This window comes from Methylobacterium sp. UNC300MFChir4.1, assembly GCF_900110155.1.
Taxonomy (GTDB): Bacteria; Pseudomonadota; Alphaproteobacteria; order Rhizobiales; family Beijerinckiaceae; genus Methylobacterium.
The window spans coordinates 171,599-192,264 of the sequence record NZ_FOCS01000005.1 but is presented as its reverse complement, the minus strand read 5'-3'; the positions used below and the strand labels follow the sequence as shown (position 1 = coordinate 192,264).

Sequence of the window (20,666 nt, the reverse complement as noted above, 5' to 3'; positions counted from 1 at the left end):
CCCGCCCCGGCCGGCGAGGCCGCGCGATGGCCGGTGAGGTCGCGCTCTCCGAGGACGCGCCGGGCCTCCTGCAGCGCCTCGCGGCGTGGTGGCCGCGCGAGGCGGCCGAGGCCGTGCGCATCGCGCTCACCGCCATCGCGGCGATCTGGCTCGCCATGTGGCTCGAGCTGGCGCTGCCGCACTGGGCCGGCTGGACGGTCATCTCGGTGACGCTCGCCACCCGCGCGGCCTCCCTGCGCAAGAGCCTGTGGCGCGCCGGCAGCACCCTGGTGGGCGTCACCGTCGCGATGGTGCTGGTGGCCAATTTCGCCCAGGCGACCCTGGCCTTCGACCTCGCGCTGGCCCTGTGGATGGGCCTGCTCACCGCGGCCTCCAGCGTCGAGAGCGGCCAGCGCGCCTACGGCTTCGCCTCGATGGGCTTCACCGTGCCGATCATCGCCCTGGCCGACGTGCAGAACCCGGAGGCGGTGTTCCAGATCGGTGTCGACCGCTGCTCGACGATCCTGCTCGGGATCGGCTGCGCCTACGCGTCGAACGTGTTCGTGGCGCCGGGCGTCCCCGCCGTCAGCCGCGCCCTGGCGGGGCGGCTCGAGGCGGCCGCGGAGGCCTGCGACGCCTGGATGGCCGCCCTGCGGCGGGGCGAGCGGCCCGGCCCGATGCCGATCGCCGCGGTCATGACCCTGGGCGAGGAGGTCACCGACACGTTCACCGAGCAGCCCTCCCTGCGCTCCGGCGGCCGCGGCATCCGCAACGCCGCCCCCCGGCTGCGGCGGGTGCTCGCCGCGGGCCTGCTGCGGGCGCTGCTGCCGGACCGGTCGGGATCGCGCTCGACCGACCTGATCGGGGCCGGCGGGGCGATCGCCGTCCGGCAGGTCGGGCGCGTCCGGGTCTCGGCGCGGCTCCTGCGGGCCGGCGGGCGCGTGGGCCGGCGGCGCGTCCCGTTCCGCCCGCACCTGCTCCTGTGGAACGACCTGGACTGGGACGGCTGGCACGCCTTCGACAACGCCCTGCGCACCGCCGCCGCCGTCCTGCTCGTCAACGGCTTCTGGTACGTCACCGGCTGGTCGCACGGGGCCGGCGCCGCGACCTGGGCGAGCCTCGTCTGCGTCCTGCTCGCCGCCCATGCCGACCCGCGGGCGGAATCCCGCGCCTTCCTGGTCGGCGCGCTGCTCGCCGGCGTGGTCGGGCTCACCGTCCGCTACACCCTGCTGACGACCACCGGGAGCTTCGCGCTGCTGGCCGCGGTGCTGCTGCCGGTGGCGATGCTGGCGGTGGTCGGCCGCGCCGACAAGCGCGCGATCTACGGGATCGGCTTCGGGTTCTTCGTCTTCGGCGTGCTCGATCCCAAGAACCCGATGACCTACGACCTCGCCGACTCGCTCAACACCGTGCTGGCCGAGCTGCTCGGCATGGCGGTGGCGGCGATCGCGTTCGCCGCCCTGCCGCCGCCGGTGAGCGCCGCGACCCTGCGCCTGCGGGCCCGACGCCGGCTGGTCCGGTCGGTGCGCGGCGCGGCCCTCGACCCGGCGCTCCTGCTGCCGCCGCTCGACCGCTACCTCGCCCGGGGCTTCGGCCGACTCGCCCTCATCGGCGCGGACGACGCGGCGGCCCGGAGCGGCGAGCGCCTGCTCGTCATCGGGCTCCTGCTGCTCGCCCTGCGGGAGACGGACGACCGGGAGGGCCGCCGCGTCGGCCGGGCGGTCTGGGCGCGGCTCGCCGAGTCCCGTCCGGCGGGGCCGGAGACGGCGCCGGATCCCTTGCGCGCGCTCGCCGACCGGGCGACCCTGCCGCTCCAGGCGGAGCGCATCGGGGCGTTGGCCGCCCTCGTGTCGGATCTCGACCGCGCGGGCTGGCCGAACCTCGATCCGGGAGGGCGGGCGTGATCGGCGTGGTCGGATTGCGGGCGGTCGACGTGCTGGGGCTCTTCGTCGAGCCCGCGGTGATCTGCCTGCTCGCCGCCCTGGTGATCACCTGGGCCCTGCGCTGGATCCTGGACTGGATCGGCATCAACCACCTTGTCTGGAACCGCGCCCTGTTCGACTTCAGCCTCCTGACCGCCGTGACGGCGCTGCTGATCCTGTCCCTGCGCGTCCAGGGCCCGTGAGATGGCCCTGAAACCGCGACCGTCGCTGCGCGACTGGCAGCCGCCGCCCGCCTACAACGTCGCCGCCACCCTGCTGGCGCTGGCGGCGGCCGTGGGCCTCGCCTACCTCGCCTTCCTCTACTACGCCTACACGCCCTGGACCCGGGACGGGCGCGTGCGCGTCTACACCGTGCAGGTGGCGCCCGAGGTCTCCGGCACGGTGGTGGCGGTCCGGGTCCGCGACAACCAGTTCGTCCGCAAGGGCGACGTGCTGTTCACGATCGATCCCGGCACGTTCAGGAACGCCGTGACCCAGGCCGAGGGCGCCCTCGCCAGCGCCCGGGCGCGGGCCGGGTACCTCGCGGGGATCGCGCAGCGCACCGCCGACCTCGACGACCTCGCCACCACGCCGCAGCAGAAGCAGACGACCAGCGGCCAGGCGCAGGCCGCCCAGGCCGACGTGGTCCAGGCGGAGGGCGCGCTGGCGCAGGCGCGGCTCAACCTGGAGCGCACGACCCTGCGGGCGACCGTGAACGGCTGGGTCACCAACCTGCTGCTGCAGGAGGGCGGGTTCGCCGCCACGGGACAGCCGGCGCTGACGCTGGTCAACGGCGACAGCTTCTGGATCGAGGGCTATTTCGAGGAGACGCAGCTCCCGCGCATCGGCGCGGGCGACGCCGCGCGCGTGTCGCTGATGGCGTGGCCGGACCGTCCGATCCGGGGGCGCGTCACCGGCCTCGGCCGCGGGATCAGCGTCGCCGACGCCGCCCCGGGCGTCCAGGGGCTGCCGACGGTCAACCCGATCTTCACCTGGGTCCGGCTGGCGCAGCGGGTGCCGATCCGGATCGACCTCGACGACGTGCCCTGCCCGATCGTGCTGGCGGCCGGGATGACGGCGAACGTCGCGATCCTGGCCGAGAAGGCCGGATCGCCGGACGCCCTGCCGCCCGGCCGGCGCACGGGCGCGGCCGCCGGCCAGCGCTGCGACGGGGCGCCGGTCGTCGAGTCGCGGCGCTGACGGCCCGCGCCGGCCGGGAAAACCGGGCGGCGCGGCGCGTTGATCCGGCAGGCGCGCCGCCGCGCGGCGGCCGCAATCGCGACGAGGACTCGATGGACTACAGGCAGTTCGGACGCTCCGGCCTCACCGTGCCGGTGCTCAGCTTCGGCACCGGCACCTTCGGCGGCACGAACGAATTCTTCCAGCGCTGGGGGCAGACGGACGTCGCCGAGGCGACCCGCATGGTCGATCTCTGCCTCGATTCCGGCGTCAACTTCTTCGACACGGCCGACATCTACTCGGGCGGCGCCTCGGAGGAGATCCTGGGCCAGGCCCTGAAGGGCAAGCGCGACCGGGCGCTGATCTCCACCAAGGCGACCTTCCGGTTCAACGACGAGCTGAACCAGGTCGGCTCCTCGCGCTACCACCTGGTCCGCGCCTGCGAGGCCAGCCTGAAGCGGCTCGGCACCGACCATATCGACGTCTACTTCATGCACGGCTTCGACGCCCTCACCCCCGTGGACGAGACGCTGCGGGCGCTCGACGACCTCACCCGCGCGGGCAAGATCGGCTATATCGGCGCCTCCAACTTCTCGGGCTGGCAGCTGATGAAGGCGCTCGCGACCTCCGAGCGCCACGGGCTCGCCCGCTACGTCGCCTACCAGGGCTACTACGCGCTGATCGGCCGCCACTACGAGTGGGAGCTGATGCCGCTCGGCCTCGACCAGGGCGTCGGCCTGATGGTCTGGAGCCCGCTGGGCTGGGGCCGCCTCACCGGCAAGATCCGCCGCGGACAGGCCAACCAGAGCGGCCGCATCGCCGCCGGCGGCGCCGAGGGCGGGCCGCCGGTCTCCGACGACTACCTGTTCGGCGTGGTCGACGCCCTCGACGCCGTGGCGGCCGAGACCGGCAAGACGGTGGCGCAGGTGGCGCTCAACTGGCTGCTGACCCGTCCGACCGTCTGCAACATCGTGGTCGGCGCCCGCAACGAGGAGCAGTTGAAGCAGAACCTCGGCGCCCTCGGCTGGACCCTGACGGCCGAGCAGGTCGCCCGGCTCGACGCGGCGAGCCAGGAGACCCCGATCTACCCGTACTGGCACCAGCGCGGCTTCGACGAGCGCAACCCCAAGCCGACACCCTGGTAGGCCGTCGCCCCGGCCGGGACGATCGGGCGATTTTTCGGAAACGATGCGTTTCGATCGTTTCTGTTCCAACCCGGACGCTCCCGGTCCAGGATGCCTGCGGATGGGGGGCCGATCCCCGCGCGGAGGAGCAAGGCGATGAGCTGGCACAGTGCCGATGACCCGATCCCGGGCGACCATTTCAGCTGCGACGCGATCCAGACCCTGATCGTGCCCCGCTCGCGCGATCTCGGCTCCTTCGCGGTGCGGCGGGCGCTGCCCTCCACCGAGTGCCGGATGGTCGGCCCCTTCATCTTCTTCGACCAGATGGGCCCCTCGGAATTCCTTCTCGGGCAGGGCATGGACGTGCGGCCGCACCCGCATATCGGCCTCTCCACCGTCACCTACCTGTTCGACGGCGAGATCATGCACCGCGACAGCCTCGGCACGGAGCTGCCGATCCGGCCGGGCGAGCTGAACTGGATGACCGCCGGCCGCGGCATCACGCACTCGGAACACACCGCCCCGACGCTGCGTCAGACCGGCTCCCGCCTGTTCGGCATCCAGAGTTGGGTCGCGCTGACGGACCGGGACGAGGAGAACGCCCCCGCCTTCGAGCACTACGACGCCGCCGCGCTGCCGGTCCTCACCGGCGAGGGCAAGACCGTCCGGCTGATCGCCGGCGAGGCCTTCGGCGCGCGCTCGCCGGTCCGGACCTCGAGCCCGATGGTCTACGCCGACGTGGCCCTCGAGGCCGGCGCCGTCCTGCCCCTCGATCCGACCTACGACGAGCGGGCGATCTACACGGTCGCGGGCGCCATCGAGATCGCCGGCGACGGCTTCGGCCCCGGCCAGCTGCTGGTGTTCCGCCCCGGCGACCGCATCAGCGTGCGCGCCACGGAATCGGCCCGGTTCATGGTGCTGGGCGGCGAGCCAATGGACGGCCCGCGCCACCTGTGGTGGAACTTCGTCTCGTCCCGGCCCGAGCGGATCGCGCAGGCCAAGGAGGATTGGCGCCAGGGCCGGTTCGACACCGTGCCGAACGACGCCGAGTTCATCCCGCTGCCGGAGGACCCGCAGCCCGTCCGCTACCCGTGAGACGGCCCGCGATCCGGCGGTCCCGCGCGCGACGTCGCGCGGGTATCGCCGCGGCAGCGCAACCCTAGCGCGAACATTAAGGAGTTGTTAACCATTTTCCGTCGGTGTGAGGCGGACGCCGATGCCTCACCGAAGGCTTGCGCTGCACCCTGTCGGCAGGACGCGTGATGGAACAGACGAAGCACCCCAGGGCCGAGGCGCTGGACCAGATCGATGCCGTCGCGCGCGACGCCCGCGAGCCGACGACACGGATCCGCACCGGCAACCTCGTCCTGCTCGCCGCGGACGAGCGCGTCTCGGCGCAGGGGCGCAACCAGAACCCGTCGCCGGTCGAGCGGTGGCCCGACCTGCTGGAGCGGGTGCAGGGCGCGGCGCGCTACATCCGGGACGTCGAGGACCGGGCACAGGAGCAGGAGACGCACGTCCAGGACCTGCTGCGGCAGGTGCGCGCCGACATGGACGCGGCCCGCGCCCAGGTGCTGGCGGCCGAGCGGGAGACCCACGAGGTCCACGCGCAGGCGATCAAGCTGATCCAGGCCGCCGAGGACCGGGCCGCGGCCGCCGAGGAGCGGGCCGCGGCGGCGGAGCAGATGCTCCAGCGCATCGCCGAGACGATCGACGCGGAATTCGTGATGCAGCCGGGCGGACAGGTGACCGGCCAGGCGGGCAGCGCTCGGGCTTCCGCGACGCGGGCGGCTTCGTGACCGGCGCGGGCCCGGCGGGATCGCCACGGCGATGAACGCGACGTTCTGGGCCCAGCTCGACGCCCGCATCGCGCGTGAGCGCGGAGAACCGACGGAGCCGGCTCCGGGGATCGCCGACGGCCCCCTCGTGGCCGACGCGCCGAGCCCGGCGGCGCGTTCCGAAGCGTCCCCCGAACCCGATCCGGAGACGCCGTCGCGGCCGGTGGCGGACTGGAGCCAGATCCTCGACACCCTGTCGGCCGCGACCGTCGCGAAGCAGGCGCAGGATCAGCGCCTGCACCAGCAATCGACCGCCTGCGAGACGCTGGCCGCGGATCTGGAGGCCGCCCAACAGGAGATCCGGACCCTGCGGGCGCTCCTGGAGGAAGCGCGGGCGCAGGCGGCGCGGCAGGTCCTCGAACGCGAGGCGGAAGCCGACCGGCGCGTCCGGGAGGCCCAGGCGCGGGCCGAGGCCGCGACCCTGCGGGCGGCGGCGGCCGAGGACTGGCTCAAACGGATCGAGCAGGCGAGCCGGGATCTGCTGCCCGACGGACGGCACGCGGCCGCCTGAGGCCGGGAGCGCCAGCCACGAATCAGCCGCGGCCTGCCGAGGCGAGTCGGCTCAGGCGGCGCGCGCGCCCGGCACGCCGAGGCCGATGGAGCGCGCCAGCGCGGACCGGCGCTCGGCATATTCCTGCGCGACCATCGGATAATCGGCCGGCAGACCGTAGCGCTCGCGGTAGCTCTGCGGGTGCAGGCCGTGGGCCGTGAGATGGCGCTTGAGCGTCTTGTACCGGCGCCCGTCGATGAAGCTGACGATGCCGTCGGGCCGGATCGAGCTGCGGATCTGCGCGGCGGTAGGCCGGTCGCGCAGCGCGTCCGTGTCCCCCGCAGCCTCGATCGACGCCGCCCCGTTGGCGGCCAGCGCGGTGATCGCGTCGTGACACTGCGCGATCAGGGTCGGAAGGTCGGCGGTCGGAACCCGATTGTTCGATACATAGGCAGCGACGAGCCCTGCCGTCAGCACGATATTGGATTGGGGGCTGACGAGGGACGAATCGGACACGTTATGGGCTCCTGACAAGGTCGAGAACCCTCTTAGGTTGGTCGGCGCCGTTGCGCTTGCCTGAAAGCGTGCTACCGTTTTCCCGAGCGCGCGCGGCGAAGCATGAATACAAGAATTTTCTATGAGGACTTTGTTCTCTACGGCGGATTTCAAGCCGAAAGACAGTTTCCGCCTCTGGCGTGAGACGATCTTCGACCGGATCGTGCCGGTCGAACTTACGCCTGCCGTGGCGCACGCTTTCACCGGCACGCTGGAGGCCGCGGAGGTCGGGCCGCTGCTGATCACGCGCGTGACGCAGAGCGCCGTCACCACCGTCGCGACCCCGGACACGATCCGCCGGCACGGCAAGTACGAGACCCTGAACGTCGCCATCACGCTCAAGGGCCGCGTGTTCAGCGCGCAGGACGACCGCACCGCGATCCAGAATCCCGGCGACATCGTCGTGATGGACCGTCGGCCGGCGACGATGGCCTCCGACGTCGACACGCAGACGCTGTTCGTCGAGCTGCCGCGCGCGGCCCTGGAGCGCGCCCTCGGCTCGACGCGCCGGTTCACGTGCCTCACGATCGGCGCGGATCAAGTCGGCACGTCGATGGTCACGACCTTTTTCCAGGAACTGGTCCGCAACGCGGAGCGCCTGACGCCGGACATGTCGAACCGCATGGCGTCGGTCGGCGTCGATCTCATCGTCGCGAGCATCGCGGAACGCCTCGCGCACGAGACCCCCAAGAACATCCAGGGCGTCCTGATCTTCCAGCGCGCGCTGGCCCACATCGAGGCCCATCTCGGCGACCTGAACCTCGACCCCGCCCGGCTCGCGGCGGCCGTCGGCGTGTCGCTGCGCCACCTCCAAGCCCTGTTCCGCGAGCAGGACCGCAACATCGCCGACTGGATCTGGCGGCGGCGGCTGGAGACCGCCGCGCAGCGTCTCGCCGATCCCGGCTTCGCCCATCTGGCCGTCGGTGAGCTGGCCTACAGCTGCGGCTTCTGCACCCAGAGCCATTTCAGCCGCCGCTTCAAGGACAGCTACGGGATCTCGCCGAGCGAGTACCGGTGGCGCAACCGCGGCGCGGACCAGCTCGCCGGCTGACGTCCGGCTACTGCAGGACGGCGCCCGCGGTGTTCGCGCGGATCCATCCCGGAGCGAGGATGTCGCCGCCCTCGGTGATGATCCAGGGATTGGCATCCTCAGCGTCGATCGCCGCGACCGCGGCGGCGAGGGCGGCCCGCAGCGTCGGGAAACTGTGCGACACGGCCACCCGGGCCGGCGCGTAGCCCGGCCAGAGGGTCAGTTCGGCGGGTCGGTCGAGATCGGTCGGCAGCATGGGTCGTGCGGGGCTGGAGGGGCACGCCGCCTGGGCCGCGGGCGTGCGGGGAAGCGGACGGAGAGCTGGCGCGATCAGGCGGCCTTCGGCTTCGGCCGGGGCACGCGCACCTCGACCATCTGGCCGGTCATCGGGTTGAGGATCAGCATGTCAGCACGTCTCCGGTGGACCTGCCCGTAGAACGCCCGCCGATCGCGCCCGGATCGGGGCGGTCGGCGCAATTGTGCGGTTTGGGTAAACCGATCGTTCACCCTGAAGGCGCGCCGTTCATCCGCGCCGTCTCCGCCCCAGATTACAACCGGGCGTCGTGTGGTCGGAGGTCGGTACACCTACCGCTTTAGGCGTAGGATCCGACGCGCGTCGTCGCGATGGCCGAGCCGCGGGCATACAAAAGCCCGCCACGGCAGGACCGGGCGGGCGGAGTGGCGGCATAGGGTCGGGAGGTTCGCCGTGGCGGCGACCTGCCATCCCGCCCATGACGGCCGCATGACAGCGGTATGCCAGCGCGATGACAGCCGCATGCCAGCCGCATGCCAGCCCCACGAATATCGCGCGGCCGTCGCGCGACAGGTGGCCGATCCGGTCAGACCCGCTCCGGCTCCGCCAGCAGGATGGCGGCGCGGATGGCGGCCCGGCGCAGCCGGGCATCGGCCCAGGGCTGATCGATCAGCGTCCGGGCGAAGGGATGCGAGGCCACCGCGGCCGCGGGATCGATGCGGAAGCCGTCCCCGAACGCCACCGAACCGGGCGTGGGATCGGCCAGATAGGCGTCGATGACAGCCGAGACGTCGTCATCGACGATATCCAGGGTCGTGAACAGGTCGAGAGTCATGGGGCGCTTCGCCATGGCGGCGCTATAGCCGCGCCACCGCGACAGGATCACGACTCCCGCGCCGTCTCCGCGCCGCGATCAGAACGCGGCCGGAACGATCATCGCGGCGGGGACCGGGCCGCGCACGTAGTCCGCGTGCCGCAAGCGCTCGGGCAAGTGGACCGCCGGGTGCTCCACGCTGCCGTAGGGGATCTGGTCGAGCAGGTGGCTGATACAGTTCAGGCGGGCCCGTCGCTTGTCGACCGCCTCGACCACCCACCAGGGCGCCTCGGGGATATGGGTCCGCGCCAGCATGTCCTCCTTGGCCCGGGTGTAGTCCTCCCAGCGGCGCCGCGACTCGACGTCCATGGGCGACAGCTTCCACTGCTTGAGCGGATCGTGGATCCGCATCCGGAAGCGGAATTCCTGCTCGGCATCGGTGATCGAGAACCAGTATTTTACCAGGACGATGCCGGAGCGCACCAGCATGCGCTCGAATTCGGGGACCGACCGGAAGAACTCCTCGACCTCCGCCTCGGTGCAGAAGCCCATGACCCGCTCGACGCCGGCGCGGTTGTACCAGGAGCGGTCGAACAGCACGATCTCGCCGCCGGCGGGCAGATGGGAGACGTAGCGCTGGAAATACCATTGCGTCCGCTCGCGCTCGCTCGGGGCAGGCAAGGCGGCGACGCGGCAGACGCGGGGATTGAGGCGCTGGGTGATCCGCTTGATCACGCCGCCCTTGCCGGCCGAGTCGCGGCCCTCGAACAGCACGACCACGCGCAGTTTCCGGTCCTGCACCCAGTCCTGGAGCCGGACCAGCTCGTGCTGCAGCCGGAGCAGCGCGCGGAAATAGACCTTGCGGTCGAGATGATCGGGCGGCGCGCCGCCGAGCTCGGCCGCGAGCCGGTCGAGGCGATCCTCCTCGAGCCCGAGTTCCAGCTCCTCGTCGTAGCTGTCGGCGAGGTCACGCCGGATCGCCTCCAGGGTGGCATCCGAGGTGGCATTCAAGGTGGCATCCGGGGCAGAGCTGTCGTCGGGCCGCATCGCCGGTTCTCCTGCGCGTCGCGGGGCCGACCTAGAGCAGCGTTCCGTGACACGCCTGAGAAAGCGCCGCGCCCGCGGCGGCCGATCCCATGTCGCGCCCGTGATCGTTCCGTCATACGGTTCCGCCACCGATCGGGGCGACCGGAGATGCGTCATGGCTGGAGAAGCGAAGAGGGCCGGGCCGAAGCGCCGGCGGGACGACCCCGATCCGGCGCGCGCCGAGGGCGAGAAGGTCGGCGCGCGCATCGATGCCGCCTTCGAGAAGCTCGCCGGGAAGCTGCGCGCCCGCGCCGACAGGGCCCGCGCCAAGCTCGACGCGGCGACGAAGGCCGAAAAGCGGGCGGTGCTGCTGCGCCGCTACGAACTCTACGCGGACGCGGCGGCCTATCTCGAGGAGCGGCTCGTCGATCGCGGGGGGCGATCCGCGTGATCTCCACCGACCCGGCCGGGCGCGGCGCCGCCCGACGCAGCTGACGGCGAGGATCCCATGTTCGACGCGACCAAGATGCTCGCCGACGCCCTCGGCGAGCACCTGGCCCTGACCTACCAGCGGACCTTCGGCAGCCGGGAGCCGCGCTACGCCGAGATCATCGAGGCCGCGGCGCGCCTGACGATCGAGCGGATCGTCGGGAGCGACGCCCTCTACCATGACGGCGACCACACGGCCCTCGTCACCCTGGTCGCCCAGGACATCCTCCGCGGCCGCTTCCTGCAGCAGGGCATCACGCCCGAGGACTGGCTGCACATGATCCTGGCCGCCCTCTACCACGACATCGGCTACGTGCGCGGCGTCTGCGCCGGAGACCGGCTGCAGGCCTTCGTCATCGACGCGCAGGGCACGACCGTCAGCCTGCCCCGGGGCGCCTCTGACGCGGCGCTGGCACCCTACCACGTGGAGCGCTCGAAGCTGGCCGTGCAGGAGCGCTTCGGCACGCACGATCTCGTCGACGCGTCCCGGGTCATCCGGGCGATCGAGCTGACCCGCTTCCCGGTCCCCGAGGACGATTCCCATCGCGAGACCGGGACCGAGGCCGGGCTGCTGCGGGCGGCCGACCTGATCGGTCAGCTCGGCGACCCGCTCTACCCGCGCAAGTTGAACGCCCTGTTCCACGAATTCGCCGAGATCGGCGTCAACGCGGAACTCGGCTACGACAGCCCGGCCGACCTCGCGGAGCGCTACCCGTCGTTCTTCTGGGGCAAGATCGAGCCCGTGATCGGGGACGCGATCCGGTTCCTCGACCTCACGGTCGAGGGGCGGGGCTGGGTCGCGAACCTCTACGCCCACGTCTTCGCCATCGAGCACGACCGCCGGCGCATGGGCCCGCATCCCGGGCCGGGCCCCCTCTGAGGCCGCGCGGGCGGCGCGGCGGCCTCAGGCGGCCGCGACGAGCCTGGTCACGGCCCGGACCAGCTCCGCCGCCACAAACGGCTTCTCCAGGATGGGCCGGCTCGCCTGGGCCGGGGCGCCGGTGACCCGCACGTCGCCGGTGGCGAACAGGTACGGCACGCCGAGGACGCCGAGACGCTCGGCGACCGGATAGACGCTGTTCCCGTCGCCCAGATTCACGTCGAGCACCGCGGCGTCGGGCGTCTGCTCGGCGATCAGGTCCAGGGCGAGATCCGCGCGCGGGACCGGGCCGATCACCTCGGCCCCGGCGCTGTGCAACCAGCGCTTGACCTCGCTGGCGATGAAATACTCGTCCTCGACGACGAGGACGCGGCACCCGGACAGGGGCGGAACAGCCTCGGGCACGATCCCCTCCCATCGGCGCGCGACGATCCGAGAATAACCGCGCGACACGACCGGAGGTTCGCGCCGTTCGCATGATCCGCCACGCACCCCGACGGCGCGGGACCGCGCCGGCCCGCGCGGCGGGTCGATCAGCCCCCTGGCCGAGCCGGGGCGTCGGGCGGGAAGAAGCGGTTGGCCGGCCGCGCGAGGCCGAGATGGTCGCGCAGCGTCGTCCCCGCGTAGTCCCGGCGGAACAGCCCGCGCCGCTGCAGCTCCGGCACCAGCCGGTCGACCACGTCGTCGAGCCCCTCGGGCACGAACGGGAACATCACGTTGAAGCCGTCGCAGGCGCGCGTCTCCAGCCACTCCTCCATGCGGTCGGCCACCTGCGCGGGCGTGCCGACCATCTGCAGGCCGCCGTAGCCGCCGACCTTGCGGGCGAGTTCCCGCACGGTCGCGCCAGTGCGGCGGGCGTAGTCGACGATCTGGGCCTGCCCGCTCTTGCTGGCGTTGCTCTCGGGGAGCTCCGGGAGCGGCGCGTCGAGGGCGAAGCCCGTCGCGTCGACGCCGAGGCGGACCGAGAGGTTGGCGAGGCCGCTGTCGGGATGAACGAGGTCGTCGAGACGCGCCTTCTTGGCCTGCGCCTCGTCCTCCGTCTCGCCCAGGACGATGAAGCAGCCGGGCAGGATCTTGAGCTGGTCCGGGTCGCGCCCCGCCGCCGGCATCCGCCCCTTCACGTCGGCGTAGAAGGTCCGCGCCGCCTCCACGGTCGAGGCCGCGCCGAACACCATCTCGGCGGTCTCGGCGGCGATCTGCTTGCCGGCCTCGGAGGCGCCGGCCTGGACGATCACCGGCCAGCCCTGCACCGGCCGGGCGACGTTGAGCGGGCCCTTCACCTTCAGGAAGTCGCCGCGGTGGTCGAGGACGCGCATCTTCGCCGGGTCGAAGAACAGGCCGCTCGCCGGATCCATCGTGAAGGCGTCGTCGGCGAAGGAATCCCACAGGCCGGTCACTACGTCGAAGAACTCGCGCGCCCGGGCGTAGCGGGTGGCGTGCTCCAGATGCGCGTCGCGGCCGAAGTTCAGGGCCTCGTCCGGGTTGCCGGAGGTGACGAGGTTCCAGCCGGCCCGCCCCTTCGAGATGTGGTCGAGCGAGGCGAACTTGCGGGCGACGTGGTAGGGCTCGTTGTAGGTGGTCGACGCGGTGGCGATCAGGCCGATCCGCTCGGTGAGCACGGCGAGCGCCGGCAGCAGGGTCAGCGGGTCGAACGACGTCACGGTGGCCGAGCGGCGGAGCGCCGCCACCGGCATGTTCATCACCGCGAGGTGGTCGGCCATGAAGAACGCGTCGAACTTCGCGGCCTCCAGCCGCCGGGCGAAGTGCGCCAGGTGCTCGAAGTTGAAGTTCGCGTCCGGATAGCCGCCCGGATAGCGCCACCACGCGGTGTGGATGCCGACCGGGCGCATGAAGGCGCCGAGATGCAGCTGGCGGTCCCGGCTCATCGCTGCCGTCTCCGGTCTCTCACGGATGCTTGTGGATCGGGTCGACCCAGTACACGGTCTCGGGCGCCTCGGCGGCCTCGACGTCGGGCAGGTTGACCACCACCGCCTCGTTGTCGGAGCGCACCAGCACGCAGTGCAGCGGCTCGTCGGTCGAGGCGTTGATCTCCTGGTGCGGCACGAAGGGCGGCACGAAGATGAAGTCGCCCGGCCCGGCCTCGGCGACGTATTCGAGCCTGTCGCCCCAGCGCATCCGGGCGCGGCCCGAGACCACGTAGATCACGCTCTCCAATTCGCCGTGGTGGTGCACGCCGGTCTTGGCGTCGGGCTGGATCGCCACCGTGCCGGCCCAGATCTTCTGGGCGCCGACCCGGGCGGCGTTGATCGCGGCCTGCCGGTACATGCCGGGCGTCTGCGCGGTGTTGGCGTCGAGCCGGTCGCCGGGGATCACCCGAACGCCGTCGTGCTTCCAGCGCTCGGACGCCCCGTGATCGTGGGCGTGAGCATGGGCGTGAGCATGGGCGTGATCGTGGGCGTGGCCATGATCGTGGCTGTGGCCGTGGTCGTCGCCGTGGTCGTGCATGTCGGGTCCTCCCGCGCCATCATTGCACGGCGGCGGCGGTTTGCGAGACGCTCGTGTCGAGGATCGCCTCGGCCCGCGGCGCGCGGGCCTTCGGGATCAGCCCGGCGCGGACGTAGAGATCGATGTTGCGCTGCTCGTCGGCGATCACGGACGCGTCGATCGGGACGGCCCGGTAGGCGGCGCGGCCGAACCAGCGCAGCGGCACCGCCTCCGGCAGGCCGATGAGCTTCGACCAGACGGACGCGTAGGGCGCCGGATCCTTCAGGGCCCAGGCCCGGGCGCGGGCGAGGCGCGCGCCGAAATCGGCGAGCAGCGCCCGCTTGGTCCGGATCGCGTCGTCGCTCGCCACCGCGAAGGTCAGGCCCGGGGTGATGCCGTTGCCGTCGCGGATCACCCGGACGAGGCCGGCGAGCTCCGCCGTGGAGGTGTAGGGCTCCCAGGTCGCCCAGGCGTCGACCGCCCCGGAGGCCAGCGCGATCTTGGCGTCGGCCGGCGGCAGGAAGCTGAAGGTCACGCTGTCGGCGGGTAGGCCCGCCTCCTCCAGCGCCGCCAGGACCACCTGATGGCCGATCGAGCCGCGGTTCGTCGCGACGCGCTTGCCCTTCAGGTCCGCCACGGTGCGGACGGGCGATTCCTTGAGCACCAGGATCGCCAGCCCGTCCTGCCGGTTGCGGAAGGCCAGGAACGCCTTCACCGGCACCCCGGCGGCCGCCGCGAAGGTGAAGGGCGCGTCGCCGACGCCGCCCGCGTCGATCGCGCCGGCGTTCAGCGCCTCGAGCAGGGGCGCGGCCGCCGGGAACTCACTCCAGTCGAGCCGGTAGGGCAGCCCGTCGAGCACGCCGGCCGCCTCCATCAGCGCGCGGGCGTTGCCGCGCTGGTCGCCGACCCGCAGCACCTCCTGCGCGTGCGCCGGCCGGACCGCCAGGAGCGCCAGCAGGGCGAGGATGACGGCGCGCATCAGGCGGCCTCGGCGGCGCCGCGGCGCCCGAGGGCGGCGCGGACGGCGGGCAGCAGCGACCGGCCGTACTGGAGCGCGTCCTCCAGCGGGTCGAAGCCGCGGATCAGGAAGGTCCGCACGCCCAGGTCGTGATAGTCGAGCAGGGCGTCGGCGACCTGCTCGGGGGTGCCGACCAGGGCGGTCGAGTTGCCCGCCGCCCCGGTCTCGGCCGCGATGGCGGTGAACAGGCGCTTGTCGTGGCGCGGCCCCGCGGCGGCGGCCGCGAGGAGCCGCCGGGAGCCCTCGTTCTGCGGCGTCGCCGCCGGGCCGAGGCCCTTGGCGGCCCGGACGGCCCGGGTCCGGGCCAGGATGTCCTCGGCGCGCTCCCAGGCCCGCGCCTCGGTCTCGGCGAGGATCGGCCGGACCGACAGGCTGAAGCGCGGCGCCCGCCCGTGGGCCGCGGCCGCCGCCCGCACCCGGCCGATCAACTCGGCGACCTGCGCGTGCGTCTCGCCCCAGAGGGCGTAGGTGTCGGCGTGGCGGCCGGCCACCGCCAGCGCCGCCGGCGAGGCGCCGCCGAAATAGACCGGGATCGCGTTGACCGGCTTCACCTCGGAGAAGCCGCGCTCCACCCGGTAGTGATCGCCCGCGTAGTCGAACGGCTCCGCGGCGGTCCAGCTCTGCCGGACGATGTCGAGGAACTCCCGGGTGCGGGCGTAGCGCGCGTCCTTGGTGAGGTGGTCGCCGTCCTGGGCGAGTTCCCGGTCGTCGCCGCCGCTGATCACGTGGATCGCGACCCGGCCGCCGGTGAGCTGGTCGAGGGTCGCGAACTGCCGCGCCGCCACGGTGGGCGCCGTGAATCCGGTGCGGTGGGCGATCATCAGCCCCAGCCGCTCGGTCACGGCGGCGACCTGCCCGGCGAGCAGGAGCGCGTCCGGCGTGGTCGCGTGGAAGGCCACCAGCACCCGGTCGAACCCGCCCCATTCGTGCGCCTGCGCCAGGAGCTTCAGGTAGTCGCGGTCGATGGACGGCCCCGCCGCCGGGTGGATCTCGGAGGTGTGGCGGGGGGCGACGAAGCCGATGAACTCGACGGCATCGGGGGGAAGCAGGCTCATGGTGCGATCTCCGGGTCGAGGGCGGATTCAGGCGCCGAGGGCGGCCCTGCCGGCGGCGGCGCGGACGGCGTCCCCTTGCGGCCAGTGGATGCGTGCGCACAGGACGTCGCGCAGGTGCCGCTCCAGCGGGTTCGCCCGGGACAGGCCGGCGTTGCCGGACAGCTCCGCGGCGCGCTGGACCGCCGCGACGGCGTTCTCCGTGGCGGTGAGCTTCACGAAGCCGGACTCGCGCGGCGTCGGGGGATGTCCCGCATCGACCTCGGCGGCGAGCCCGGCGACGAGGCGCGCGTTGACGGCGAGCAGCCGCTCGTTCTCGCCGACCGCCTCGTGGAAGCGCGGCAGGCTCGCCAGCGGCGCCCCGAGGCTGCCGGGCCGGCGCGCCCGCAGGAAGCCGGTGAACCAGTCCTGCGCCGCCCGGGCCACGCCGTCGTAGAGGGCGGCGAGCAGGGTGCAGCTCCAGGCCTGCTGCCAGGGATCGGGCCCCGACCAGCCGCCCGGCGGCCGCAGGTCGACGGCGTGGTCCCCGGGGATCGGCACGTCCGTGAAGTGGACGTCGTGGCTGCCGGAGGCGCGCAGGCCGAGATGGTCCCAGGTCTCCGCGATGCGGATGCCCGGCGCGTCGAACGGCACCAGGACGGTGCCGGTGCGCGGCTCCGCCTCGTCGGTGCGGACGAAGACGAGGCCGTAGGCGAGCCCCGGCGCCCCGGTCGCGTAGATCTTGTGCCCGGAGATCCGCCAGCCCGCGCCGTCGCGGCGGGCGACCGTGGCCGGCAGGCCGCCCCGCGAGGGCGTCCCGAGCTCGGGCTCGACCCGCAGGGCGTTGATCAGCGCCCCGCGCGCCACCGCCGCCGCGCCGACCGCGTCGGCGAGCGCGCGCGGCCACGGGGTGTCGGGCCGGTGGATCAGCCCGTGCTGGAGGTACTGCATCGCCACGACCAGGGCGGTCGCCGGGTCGGCGGCGCCGAGCGCGCGCACCAGTGCGGCGGCCCGCGCGAGACCCGCGCCGCCGCCGCCGAGACGCCGCGGCACGGTGACGGCCAGGAGCCCGGCCTCCCGGAGCGCCGCGAGGGAGTCGTGCGGGAAGGTCCCCGCGCGGTCGTGGTCGGCCGCGCGGGCGGCGAGCCGTCCGGCGAGGCTGCTGACGATGTCGGGGGGCGGGACGGCGACGGTCATGGGGTGTTCGGCGACGTGATCGGCGGGCGGCCGCGCGGCGCCATCCCGGGAGCCGCGATGGTCCGCCGGGACCCGGGTCGCGTCAACGGAATGCCGTTCCGAATATTCATGGATCGGAAGGAGGATGTTGCCGCGTCGTCGGACGGTGAAGAAGAACGTGTTTCCGCCCGCCGGGGGCAGGAATCGATCGTTCTCCCGGTCGTCGTTCGGGACCCCGTCATCGAGAGACAGACGAACAACGCCCCTCGCCGATGAGTCGAAGCCTCTGAGCGCCGAGCGACGGCGCCGATCCGTGAATGATCTTACCCGATCGCGCGAAAATAGAGGAAACGCTTTCGTTGACTCGGTCCTGCAGCGATCGAATACTCGGCACCCTGATCCCTCGACGGATCATTCCCGAAGACGAGGACGCCAGATCCGCCCGGTCGCGCCACCGGTGCGGTGACGCGCGCCGTTCCCGCCGCGCGGTCGCGCGGCCCGGAGACCCGAGATGACCGAAGCGCCCTCCCGACCGGGCAGCCCCTCCTCCGATCCATCGCCTTCCCGGCGGCGCCTGCTGCAGGTCGGCGCCGCGGCGGCCGCTCTGCCGCTCGGCCTCGGCATGGGCACCGGCCGCGCCTGGGCACCCGGACCGGGGGCGCCGTTCGACCCCGGCCCGCTCTGCCGACCCGCCGCCGCGGAGGCGCCCGCGGGCCCGCTCCGGACGGTCAAGCTGGCCTGGAACGCCACGGCCATCTGCACGGCGGCCGCGCCGCTCGCCAAGGAGCAGGGGATCTTCGCCCGGCACGGCCTCGACGTGGAGTTCGTCAATTTCGGCGGCTCGACCGAGGCCCTGCTGGAGGCGATCGCCACGGGCAAGGCCGATGCCGGGATCGGCATGGCCCTGCGCTGGCTCAAGCCCCTGGAGCAGGGCTTCGACGTTAAGATCACCGCGGGGCTGCACGGCGGCTGCCTGCGGCTGCTCAGCGCCAAGTCCTCCGGCATCGCCGACATCGCCGGGCTGAAGGGCAAGACGATCGCGATCAGCGACCAGGCGAGCCCGGCCAAGAACTTCTTCGGCCTGCTGCTCGCCAAGGCGGGGATCGATCCCGAGAGCGGGGTCGAGTGGCGGCAGTACCCGGCCGACCTGCTGAATCTCGCGGTGGAGAAGGGCGAGGCGCAGGCGCTGGCCGATTCCGACCCGCGGACCTGGATCTGGCTGAAGGACCCGCGCTTCACCGAGGTCGCCACCAACCTGTCGGGCGAGTTCGCCACCCGCACCTGCTGCGTCGTGGCCGCCCGCGGCAGCCTGATCCGAAACGACCGCTCGGTGGCGCGCGCGCTGACCCGGGCGATCCTGGAGGGCGGCCACGCCGTCCACCGGGATCCCGAGGCCGCCGCCCGGGCGTTCTCCGGCTACGGCGGCAAGGGCTCGATCGCGGACCTCGCCGCGATGCTGCGCAGCCAGCAGCACGGCGACAGCCCGGTCGGCGGCGATCTCAAGCAGCAGCTCGCGCTATACGGGGACGAGCTGAAGCAGGTGAACGTCCTGCGGCGGTCCACCGACACGGCGAAGTTCGCCGAGCGGATCTACGCCGACGTGCTGAGCTGAGGCGCGCCATGTCCGGAAGCATCACCGCCGGCGTCGCCCCGCGGGCCGCCGCCCCGTCCCGAAGGCTGCCGCGGCCGCCCTGGCGGATCGTCCTCGCGGGCGGCGCCTGGCTCGCCCTGGCCGGCGTGACCCTCGGCCTGCCCGAGGCGGACGACCTGCCCGAGACCGCGGCCCTCGGGTCCGGCGCGGCGGCGCTCGGCCTCGCCCTCCTGACGCTCGCGCCCGTGGCCGGCCGCCTCGGCGCCCTCGGGTCGCGGCTGCGGCACGGGAGCCCCTGGCTCGCGGCGCTGGCACTGGCGCTGATCGCCTGGGAGGCGGTCACGGCGAAGTTCGCCCTGCTGCCGATGCCGTTCTTCCCGTCGCCCCAGGCGATCCTGGAGGTCTTCCTCGACGACTGGCCGAAGCTCGGCGGCAGCATCCTCAACTCCCTGATCCTGCTCTCCGGCGGCTACGCCATCGGGGCGGCGACCGGCTTCGTCCTGGGCGTCGCCATCGGCACCTTCCGGGCGGTGGGCTACTGGGCCCACCCGGTGCTGCGCTTCGTCGGGCCGCTGCCGGCCACGGCGTGGCTGCCCCTCGCCTTCTTCGTCTTCCCGTCCTCGTGGTCGGCCAGCACCTTCCTGGTGGCGCTGGCGACCGGCTTCCCGGTCACGGTGCTGACTTGGTCGGGGGTGGCGGGCGTCAACAAGGCCTATTTCGACGTGGCGCGGACGCTCGGCGCCTCGCGCGGCTTCCTGATCCTGCGCGTGGCGATCCCGGCGGCGCTGCCGCACGTCTTCGTCGGGCTGTTCATGGGGCTCGGCGGCTCCTTCGCGGTGCTGGTCGTCGCCGAGATGCTCGGCGTGAAGTCCGGCCTCGGCTGGTACCTCCAGTGGGCGCAGGGCTGGGCCGCCTACGCCAACATGTACGCGGCGCTGATCGTGATGGCGCTGATGTGCTCCTCCCTGATCACGCTGCTGTTTCGCCTGCGCGACCGCCTGCTCGCGTGGCAGAAGGGGCTGGTGCAATGGTAGCCGCCGCAACCCTCGAACGCCCCGCCGCCCAGAGCGCCGGGGCCCGCCTGGCGGTCGAGGCCGTCAGCCACGCCTTCGCGATCCGCGGCGCGCCCCTGCCGGTCCTCGACCGGGTGAGCCTCGACGTGGAGCCCGGCGGCTTCGTGGCGCTGCTCGGCCCCTCGGGCTGCGGCAAGTCCACCCTGCTGCGGCTCGTCGCCGGCCTCGAGCCGCCCGACCAGGGCGCGATCCGGGTCGACGGCGACCTGGTGGAGGGCCCGGACCCGTCCCGGCTCCTCGTCTTCCAGGACCCGACGCTCTATCCGTGGCGGACCGTGCGCGGCAACGTCGCCCTGGGGCTGGAGGCGCGCGGCGTCGGGCGGTCGCGGGCGGCCCTCGTCGACCAGGCGCTGGGGCTCGTCGGCCTCACGGGCTTCGCCGACGTCTACCCGCACCAGCTCTCCGGCGGCATGGCGCAGCGGGCGGCCCTCGCCCGGGCGCTCGTCAACGCGCCGCGGCTGCTGCTCCTCGACGAGCCGCTGGGCAAGCTCGACGCCCTGACGCGGCTCGCCATGCAGGCCGAGATCCTGCGGCTCTGGCAGGAGAAGCGCTTCACCGCGCTCCTCGTCACCCACGACGTCGAGGAGGCGCTGGTGCTGGCCGAGCGCGTGATCGTGCTCTCCGACCGCCCGGCCGCGATCCGGGCCGAGCTGCCCGTCGCGGCGCCCTATCCGCGCCACCGCGACGATGCCGAGATCGTGCGGCTGCGCCGGGAGATCCTGGGGATCCTCGGCCAGCCGACCTGACGGGTCG

23 protein-coding genes are annotated in these 20,666 nt (G+C 73.1%); 13 read left to right on the top strand and 10 right to left on the bottom strand.

Going from position 1 to position 20,666, the window contains the following annotated elements; all coding sequences use genetic code 11:
- Positions 1-26: 26 nt before the first annotated feature.
- From BMY19_RS09805 to BMY19_RS09775, 7 genes are all read left to right on the top strand, one after another.
- Positions 27-1,883 carry an FUSC family protein gene (locus BMY19_RS09805; RefSeq protein WP_100251568.1) on the top strand — a complete coding sequence of 619 codons (1,857 nt, stop codon included), beginning with the start codon at positions 27-29 and terminating at the stop codon, positions 1,881-1,883.
- Positions 1,880-2,104, top strand: a complete 225-nt coding sequence (locus tag BMY19_RS09800; RefSeq protein ID WP_020091025.1) for a DUF1656 domain-containing protein — start codon at positions 1,880-1,882, stop codon at positions 2,102-2,104. The genes BMY19_RS09805 and BMY19_RS09800 overlap by 4 nt, the downstream gene beginning before the upstream one ends.
- Before the next feature lies 1 nt (position 2,105).
- Positions 2,106-3,101 (top strand): HlyD family secretion protein, encoded by a 996-nt coding sequence (locus tag BMY19_RS09795; protein WP_091675993.1) that lies wholly within the window; start codon positions 2,106-2,108, stop codon positions 3,099-3,101.
- 92 nt (positions 3,102-3,193) lie between these two features.
- The gene (locus BMY19_RS09790) at positions 3,194-4,225 is read left to right on the top strand and encodes an aldo/keto reductase (protein WP_056522820.1); all 1,032 of its coding nucleotides are present in this window, start codon (positions 3,194-3,196) and stop codon (positions 4,223-4,225) included.
- A gap of 135 nt (positions 4,226-4,360) precedes the next feature.
- On the top strand, positions 4,361-5,299 hold the full coding sequence (locus BMY19_RS09785; RefSeq protein ID WP_100251567.1) for a pirin family protein: 939 nt from the start codon (positions 4,361-4,363) through the stop codon (positions 5,297-5,299).
- A gap of 167 nt (positions 5,300-5,466) precedes the next feature.
- A complete protein-coding gene (locus tag BMY19_RS09780) occupies positions 5,467-6,003 on the top strand; it encodes a hypothetical protein (RefSeq protein WP_091927734.1) in 537 nt (178 codons plus the stop codon).
- 31 nt (positions 6,004-6,034) lie between these two features.
- Positions 6,035-6,553, top strand: coding sequence for a hypothetical protein (locus BMY19_RS09775; protein WP_020091030.1), 519 nt, complete (start codon positions 6,035-6,037; stop codon positions 6,551-6,553).
- Positions 6,554-6,604: 51 nt separating this feature from the next.
- On the opposite strand, the gene BMY19_RS09770 is transcribed toward BMY19_RS09775, so the two are convergent.
- Positions 6,605-7,048 carry a Ros/MucR family transcriptional regulator gene (locus BMY19_RS09770; RefSeq protein ID WP_100251566.1) on the bottom strand — a complete coding sequence of 148 codons (444 nt, stop codon included), beginning with the start codon at positions 7,046-7,048 and terminating at the stop codon, positions 6,605-6,607.
- A 121-nt stretch (positions 7,049-7,169) separates the two neighbouring features.
- Between BMY19_RS09770 and BMY19_RS09765 the strand changes: the two genes are divergently transcribed.
- The gene (locus BMY19_RS09765; protein WP_100251565.1) at positions 7,170-8,138 is read left to right on the top strand and encodes a helix-turn-helix domain-containing protein; all 969 of its coding nucleotides are present in this window, start codon (positions 7,170-7,172) and stop codon (positions 8,136-8,138) included.
- A 7-nt stretch (positions 8,139-8,145) separates the two neighbouring features.
- On the opposite strand, the gene BMY19_RS09760 is transcribed toward BMY19_RS09765, so the two are convergent.
- From BMY19_RS09760 to ppk2, 3 genes are all read right to left on the bottom strand, one after another.
- Complete coding sequence (locus tag BMY19_RS09760; RefSeq protein WP_020091033.1) at positions 8,146-8,373, bottom strand: hypothetical protein; 228 nt, start codon at positions 8,371-8,373, stop codon at positions 8,146-8,148.
- Positions 8,374-8,956: 583 nt separating this feature from the next.
- Positions 8,957-9,205 (bottom strand): hypothetical protein, encoded by a 249-nt coding sequence (locus BMY19_RS09755; protein WP_139215627.1) that lies wholly within the window; start codon positions 9,203-9,205, stop codon positions 8,957-8,959.
- 78 nt (positions 9,206-9,283) lie between these two features.
- Positions 9,284-10,231, bottom strand: a complete 948-nt coding sequence (gene ppk2, locus BMY19_RS09750; RefSeq protein WP_244534875.1) for a polyphosphate kinase 2 — start codon at positions 10,229-10,231, stop codon at positions 9,284-9,286.
- Between the two features lie 154 nt (positions 10,232-10,385).
- Between ppk2 and BMY19_RS09745 the strand changes: the two genes are divergently transcribed.
- Positions 10,386-10,661, top strand: a complete 276-nt coding sequence (locus BMY19_RS09745; protein ID WP_020091037.1) for a hypothetical protein — start codon at positions 10,386-10,388, stop codon at positions 10,659-10,661.
- Positions 10,662-10,718: 57 nt separating this feature from the next.
- Positions 10,719-11,579 carry a hypothetical protein gene (locus BMY19_RS09740; protein ID WP_020091038.1) on the top strand — a complete coding sequence of 287 codons (861 nt, stop codon included), beginning with the start codon at positions 10,719-10,721 and terminating at the stop codon, positions 11,577-11,579.
- A gap of 24 nt (positions 11,580-11,603) precedes the next feature.
- Here BMY19_RS09740 and BMY19_RS09735 read toward each other — a convergent pair whose 3' ends face one another.
- The 6 genes from BMY19_RS09735 to BMY19_RS09710 form a co-directional block, all read right to left on the bottom strand.
- Complete coding sequence (locus BMY19_RS09735) at positions 11,604-11,984, bottom strand: response regulator (protein ID WP_100251622.1); 381 nt, start codon at positions 11,982-11,984, stop codon at positions 11,604-11,606.
- A gap of 128 nt (positions 11,985-12,112) precedes the next feature.
- Complete coding sequence (locus tag BMY19_RS09730; RefSeq protein WP_100251563.1) at positions 12,113-13,465, bottom strand: LLM class flavin-dependent oxidoreductase; 1,353 nt, start codon at positions 13,463-13,465, stop codon at positions 12,113-12,115.
- 19 nt (positions 13,466-13,484) lie between these two features.
- Positions 13,485-14,045, bottom strand: coding sequence for a cupin domain-containing protein (locus BMY19_RS09725; protein WP_100251562.1), 561 nt, complete (start codon positions 14,043-14,045; stop codon positions 13,485-13,487).
- Between the two features lie 19 nt (positions 14,046-14,064).
- Positions 14,065-15,003, bottom strand: coding sequence for an ABC transporter substrate-binding protein (locus tag BMY19_RS09720; RefSeq protein WP_100251561.1), 939 nt, complete (start codon positions 15,001-15,003; stop codon positions 14,065-14,067).
- Positions 15,003-16,097 carry an LLM class flavin-dependent oxidoreductase gene (locus BMY19_RS09715; protein WP_091977919.1) on the bottom strand — a complete coding sequence of 365 codons (1,095 nt, stop codon included), beginning with the start codon at positions 16,095-16,097 and terminating at the stop codon, positions 15,003-15,005. The genes BMY19_RS09720 and BMY19_RS09715 overlap by 1 nt, the downstream gene beginning before the upstream one ends.
- A 27-nt stretch (positions 16,098-16,124) precedes the next feature.
- A complete protein-coding gene (locus BMY19_RS09710; RefSeq protein ID WP_100251560.1) occupies positions 16,125-17,270 on the bottom strand; it encodes an acyl-CoA dehydrogenase family protein in 1,146 nt (381 codons plus the stop codon).
- A 490-nt stretch (positions 17,271-17,760) separates the two neighbouring features.
- On the opposite strand from BMY19_RS09710, the gene BMY19_RS09705 reads away from it, so the two are divergent.
- The 3 genes from BMY19_RS09705 to BMY19_RS09695 are packed head-to-tail and all read left to right on the top strand — an operon-like array spanning position 17,761 to position 20,659.
- Entirely contained in the window at positions 17,761-18,861 is a 1,101-nt protein-coding gene (locus BMY19_RS09705) for an ABC transporter substrate-binding protein (RefSeq protein WP_100251559.1), read from the top strand.
- A gap of 8 nt (positions 18,862-18,869) precedes the next feature.
- Positions 18,870-19,874 carry an ABC transporter permease gene (locus tag BMY19_RS09700; RefSeq protein ID WP_100251558.1) on the top strand — a complete coding sequence of 335 codons (1,005 nt, stop codon included), beginning with the start codon at positions 18,870-18,872 and terminating at the stop codon, positions 19,872-19,874.
- Complete coding sequence (locus BMY19_RS09695; RefSeq protein WP_056522794.1) at positions 19,868-20,659, top strand: ABC transporter ATP-binding protein; 792 nt, start codon at positions 19,868-19,870, stop codon at positions 20,657-20,659. Before BMY19_RS09700 ends, BMY19_RS09695 begins: the two co-directional genes overlap by 7 nt.
- Positions 20,660-20,666: the final 7 nt, after the last annotated feature.

Coding starts and splice junctions, on each gene's coding strand:
- BMY19_RS09725 (WP_100251562.1), bottom strand. CDS start 14,045: ATGCACGACCACGGCGACGACCACGGCCACAGCCACGATCATGGCCAC.
- BMY19_RS09755 (WP_139215627.1), bottom strand. CDS start 9,205: ATGACTCTCGACCTGTTCACGACCCTGGATATCGTCGATGACGACGTC.
- BMY19_RS09775 (WP_020091030.1), top strand. CDS start 6,035: ATGAACGCGACGTTCTGGGCCCAGCTCGACGCCCGCATCGCGCGTGAG.
- BMY19_RS09780 (WP_091927734.1), top strand. CDS start 5,467: ATGGAACAGACGAAGCACCCCAGGGCCGAGGCGCTGGACCAGATCGAT.
- BMY19_RS09705 (WP_100251559.1), top strand. CDS start 17,761: ATGACCGAAGCGCCCTCCCGACCGGGCAGCCCCTCCTCCGATCCATCG.
- BMY19_RS09765 (WP_100251565.1), top strand. CDS start 7,170: ATGAGGACTTTGTTCTCTACGGCGGATTTCAAGCCGAAAGACAGTTTC.
- BMY19_RS09700 (WP_100251558.1), top strand. CDS start 18,870: ATGTCCGGAAGCATCACCGCCGGCGTCGCCCCGCGGGCCGCCGCCCCG.
- BMY19_RS09730 (WP_100251563.1), bottom strand. CDS start 13,465: ATGAGCCGGGACCGCCAGCTGCATCTCGGCGCCTTCATGCGCCCGGTC.
- BMY19_RS09790 (WP_056522820.1), top strand. CDS start 3,194: ATGGACTACAGGCAGTTCGGACGCTCCGGCCTCACCGTGCCGGTGCTC.
- BMY19_RS09715 (WP_091977919.1), bottom strand. CDS start 16,097: ATGAGCCTGCTTCCCCCCGATGCCGTCGAGTTCATCGGCTTCGTCGCC.
- BMY19_RS09695 (WP_056522794.1), top strand. CDS start 19,868: ATGGTAGCCGCCGCAACCCTCGAACGCCCCGCCGCCCAGAGCGCCGGG.
- BMY19_RS09745 (WP_020091037.1), top strand. CDS start 10,386: ATGGCTGGAGAAGCGAAGAGGGCCGGGCCGAAGCGCCGGCGGGACGAC.
- ppk2 (WP_244534875.1), bottom strand. CDS start 10,231: ATGCGGCCCGACGACAGCTCTGCCCCGGATGCCACCTTGAATGCCACC.
- BMY19_RS09805 (WP_100251568.1), top strand. CDS start 27: ATGGCCGGTGAGGTCGCGCTCTCCGAGGACGCGCCGGGCCTCCTGCAG.
- BMY19_RS09785 (WP_100251567.1), top strand. CDS start 4,361: ATGAGCTGGCACAGTGCCGATGACCCGATCCCGGGCGACCATTTCAGC.
- BMY19_RS09740 (WP_020091038.1), top strand. CDS start 10,719: ATGTTCGACGCGACCAAGATGCTCGCCGACGCCCTCGGCGAGCACCTG.
- BMY19_RS09720 (WP_100251561.1), bottom strand. CDS start 15,003: ATGCGCGCCGTCATCCTCGCCCTGCTGGCGCTCCTGGCGGTCCGGCCG.
- BMY19_RS09710 (WP_100251560.1), bottom strand. CDS start 17,270: ATGACCGTCGCCGTCCCGCCCCCCGACATCGTCAGCAGCCTCGCCGGA.
- BMY19_RS09760 (WP_020091033.1), bottom strand. CDS start 8,373: ATGCTGCCGACCGATCTCGACCGACCCGCCGAACTGACCCTCTGGCCG.
- BMY19_RS09795 (WP_091675993.1), top strand. CDS start 2,106: ATGGCCCTGAAACCGCGACCGTCGCTGCGCGACTGGCAGCCGCCGCCC.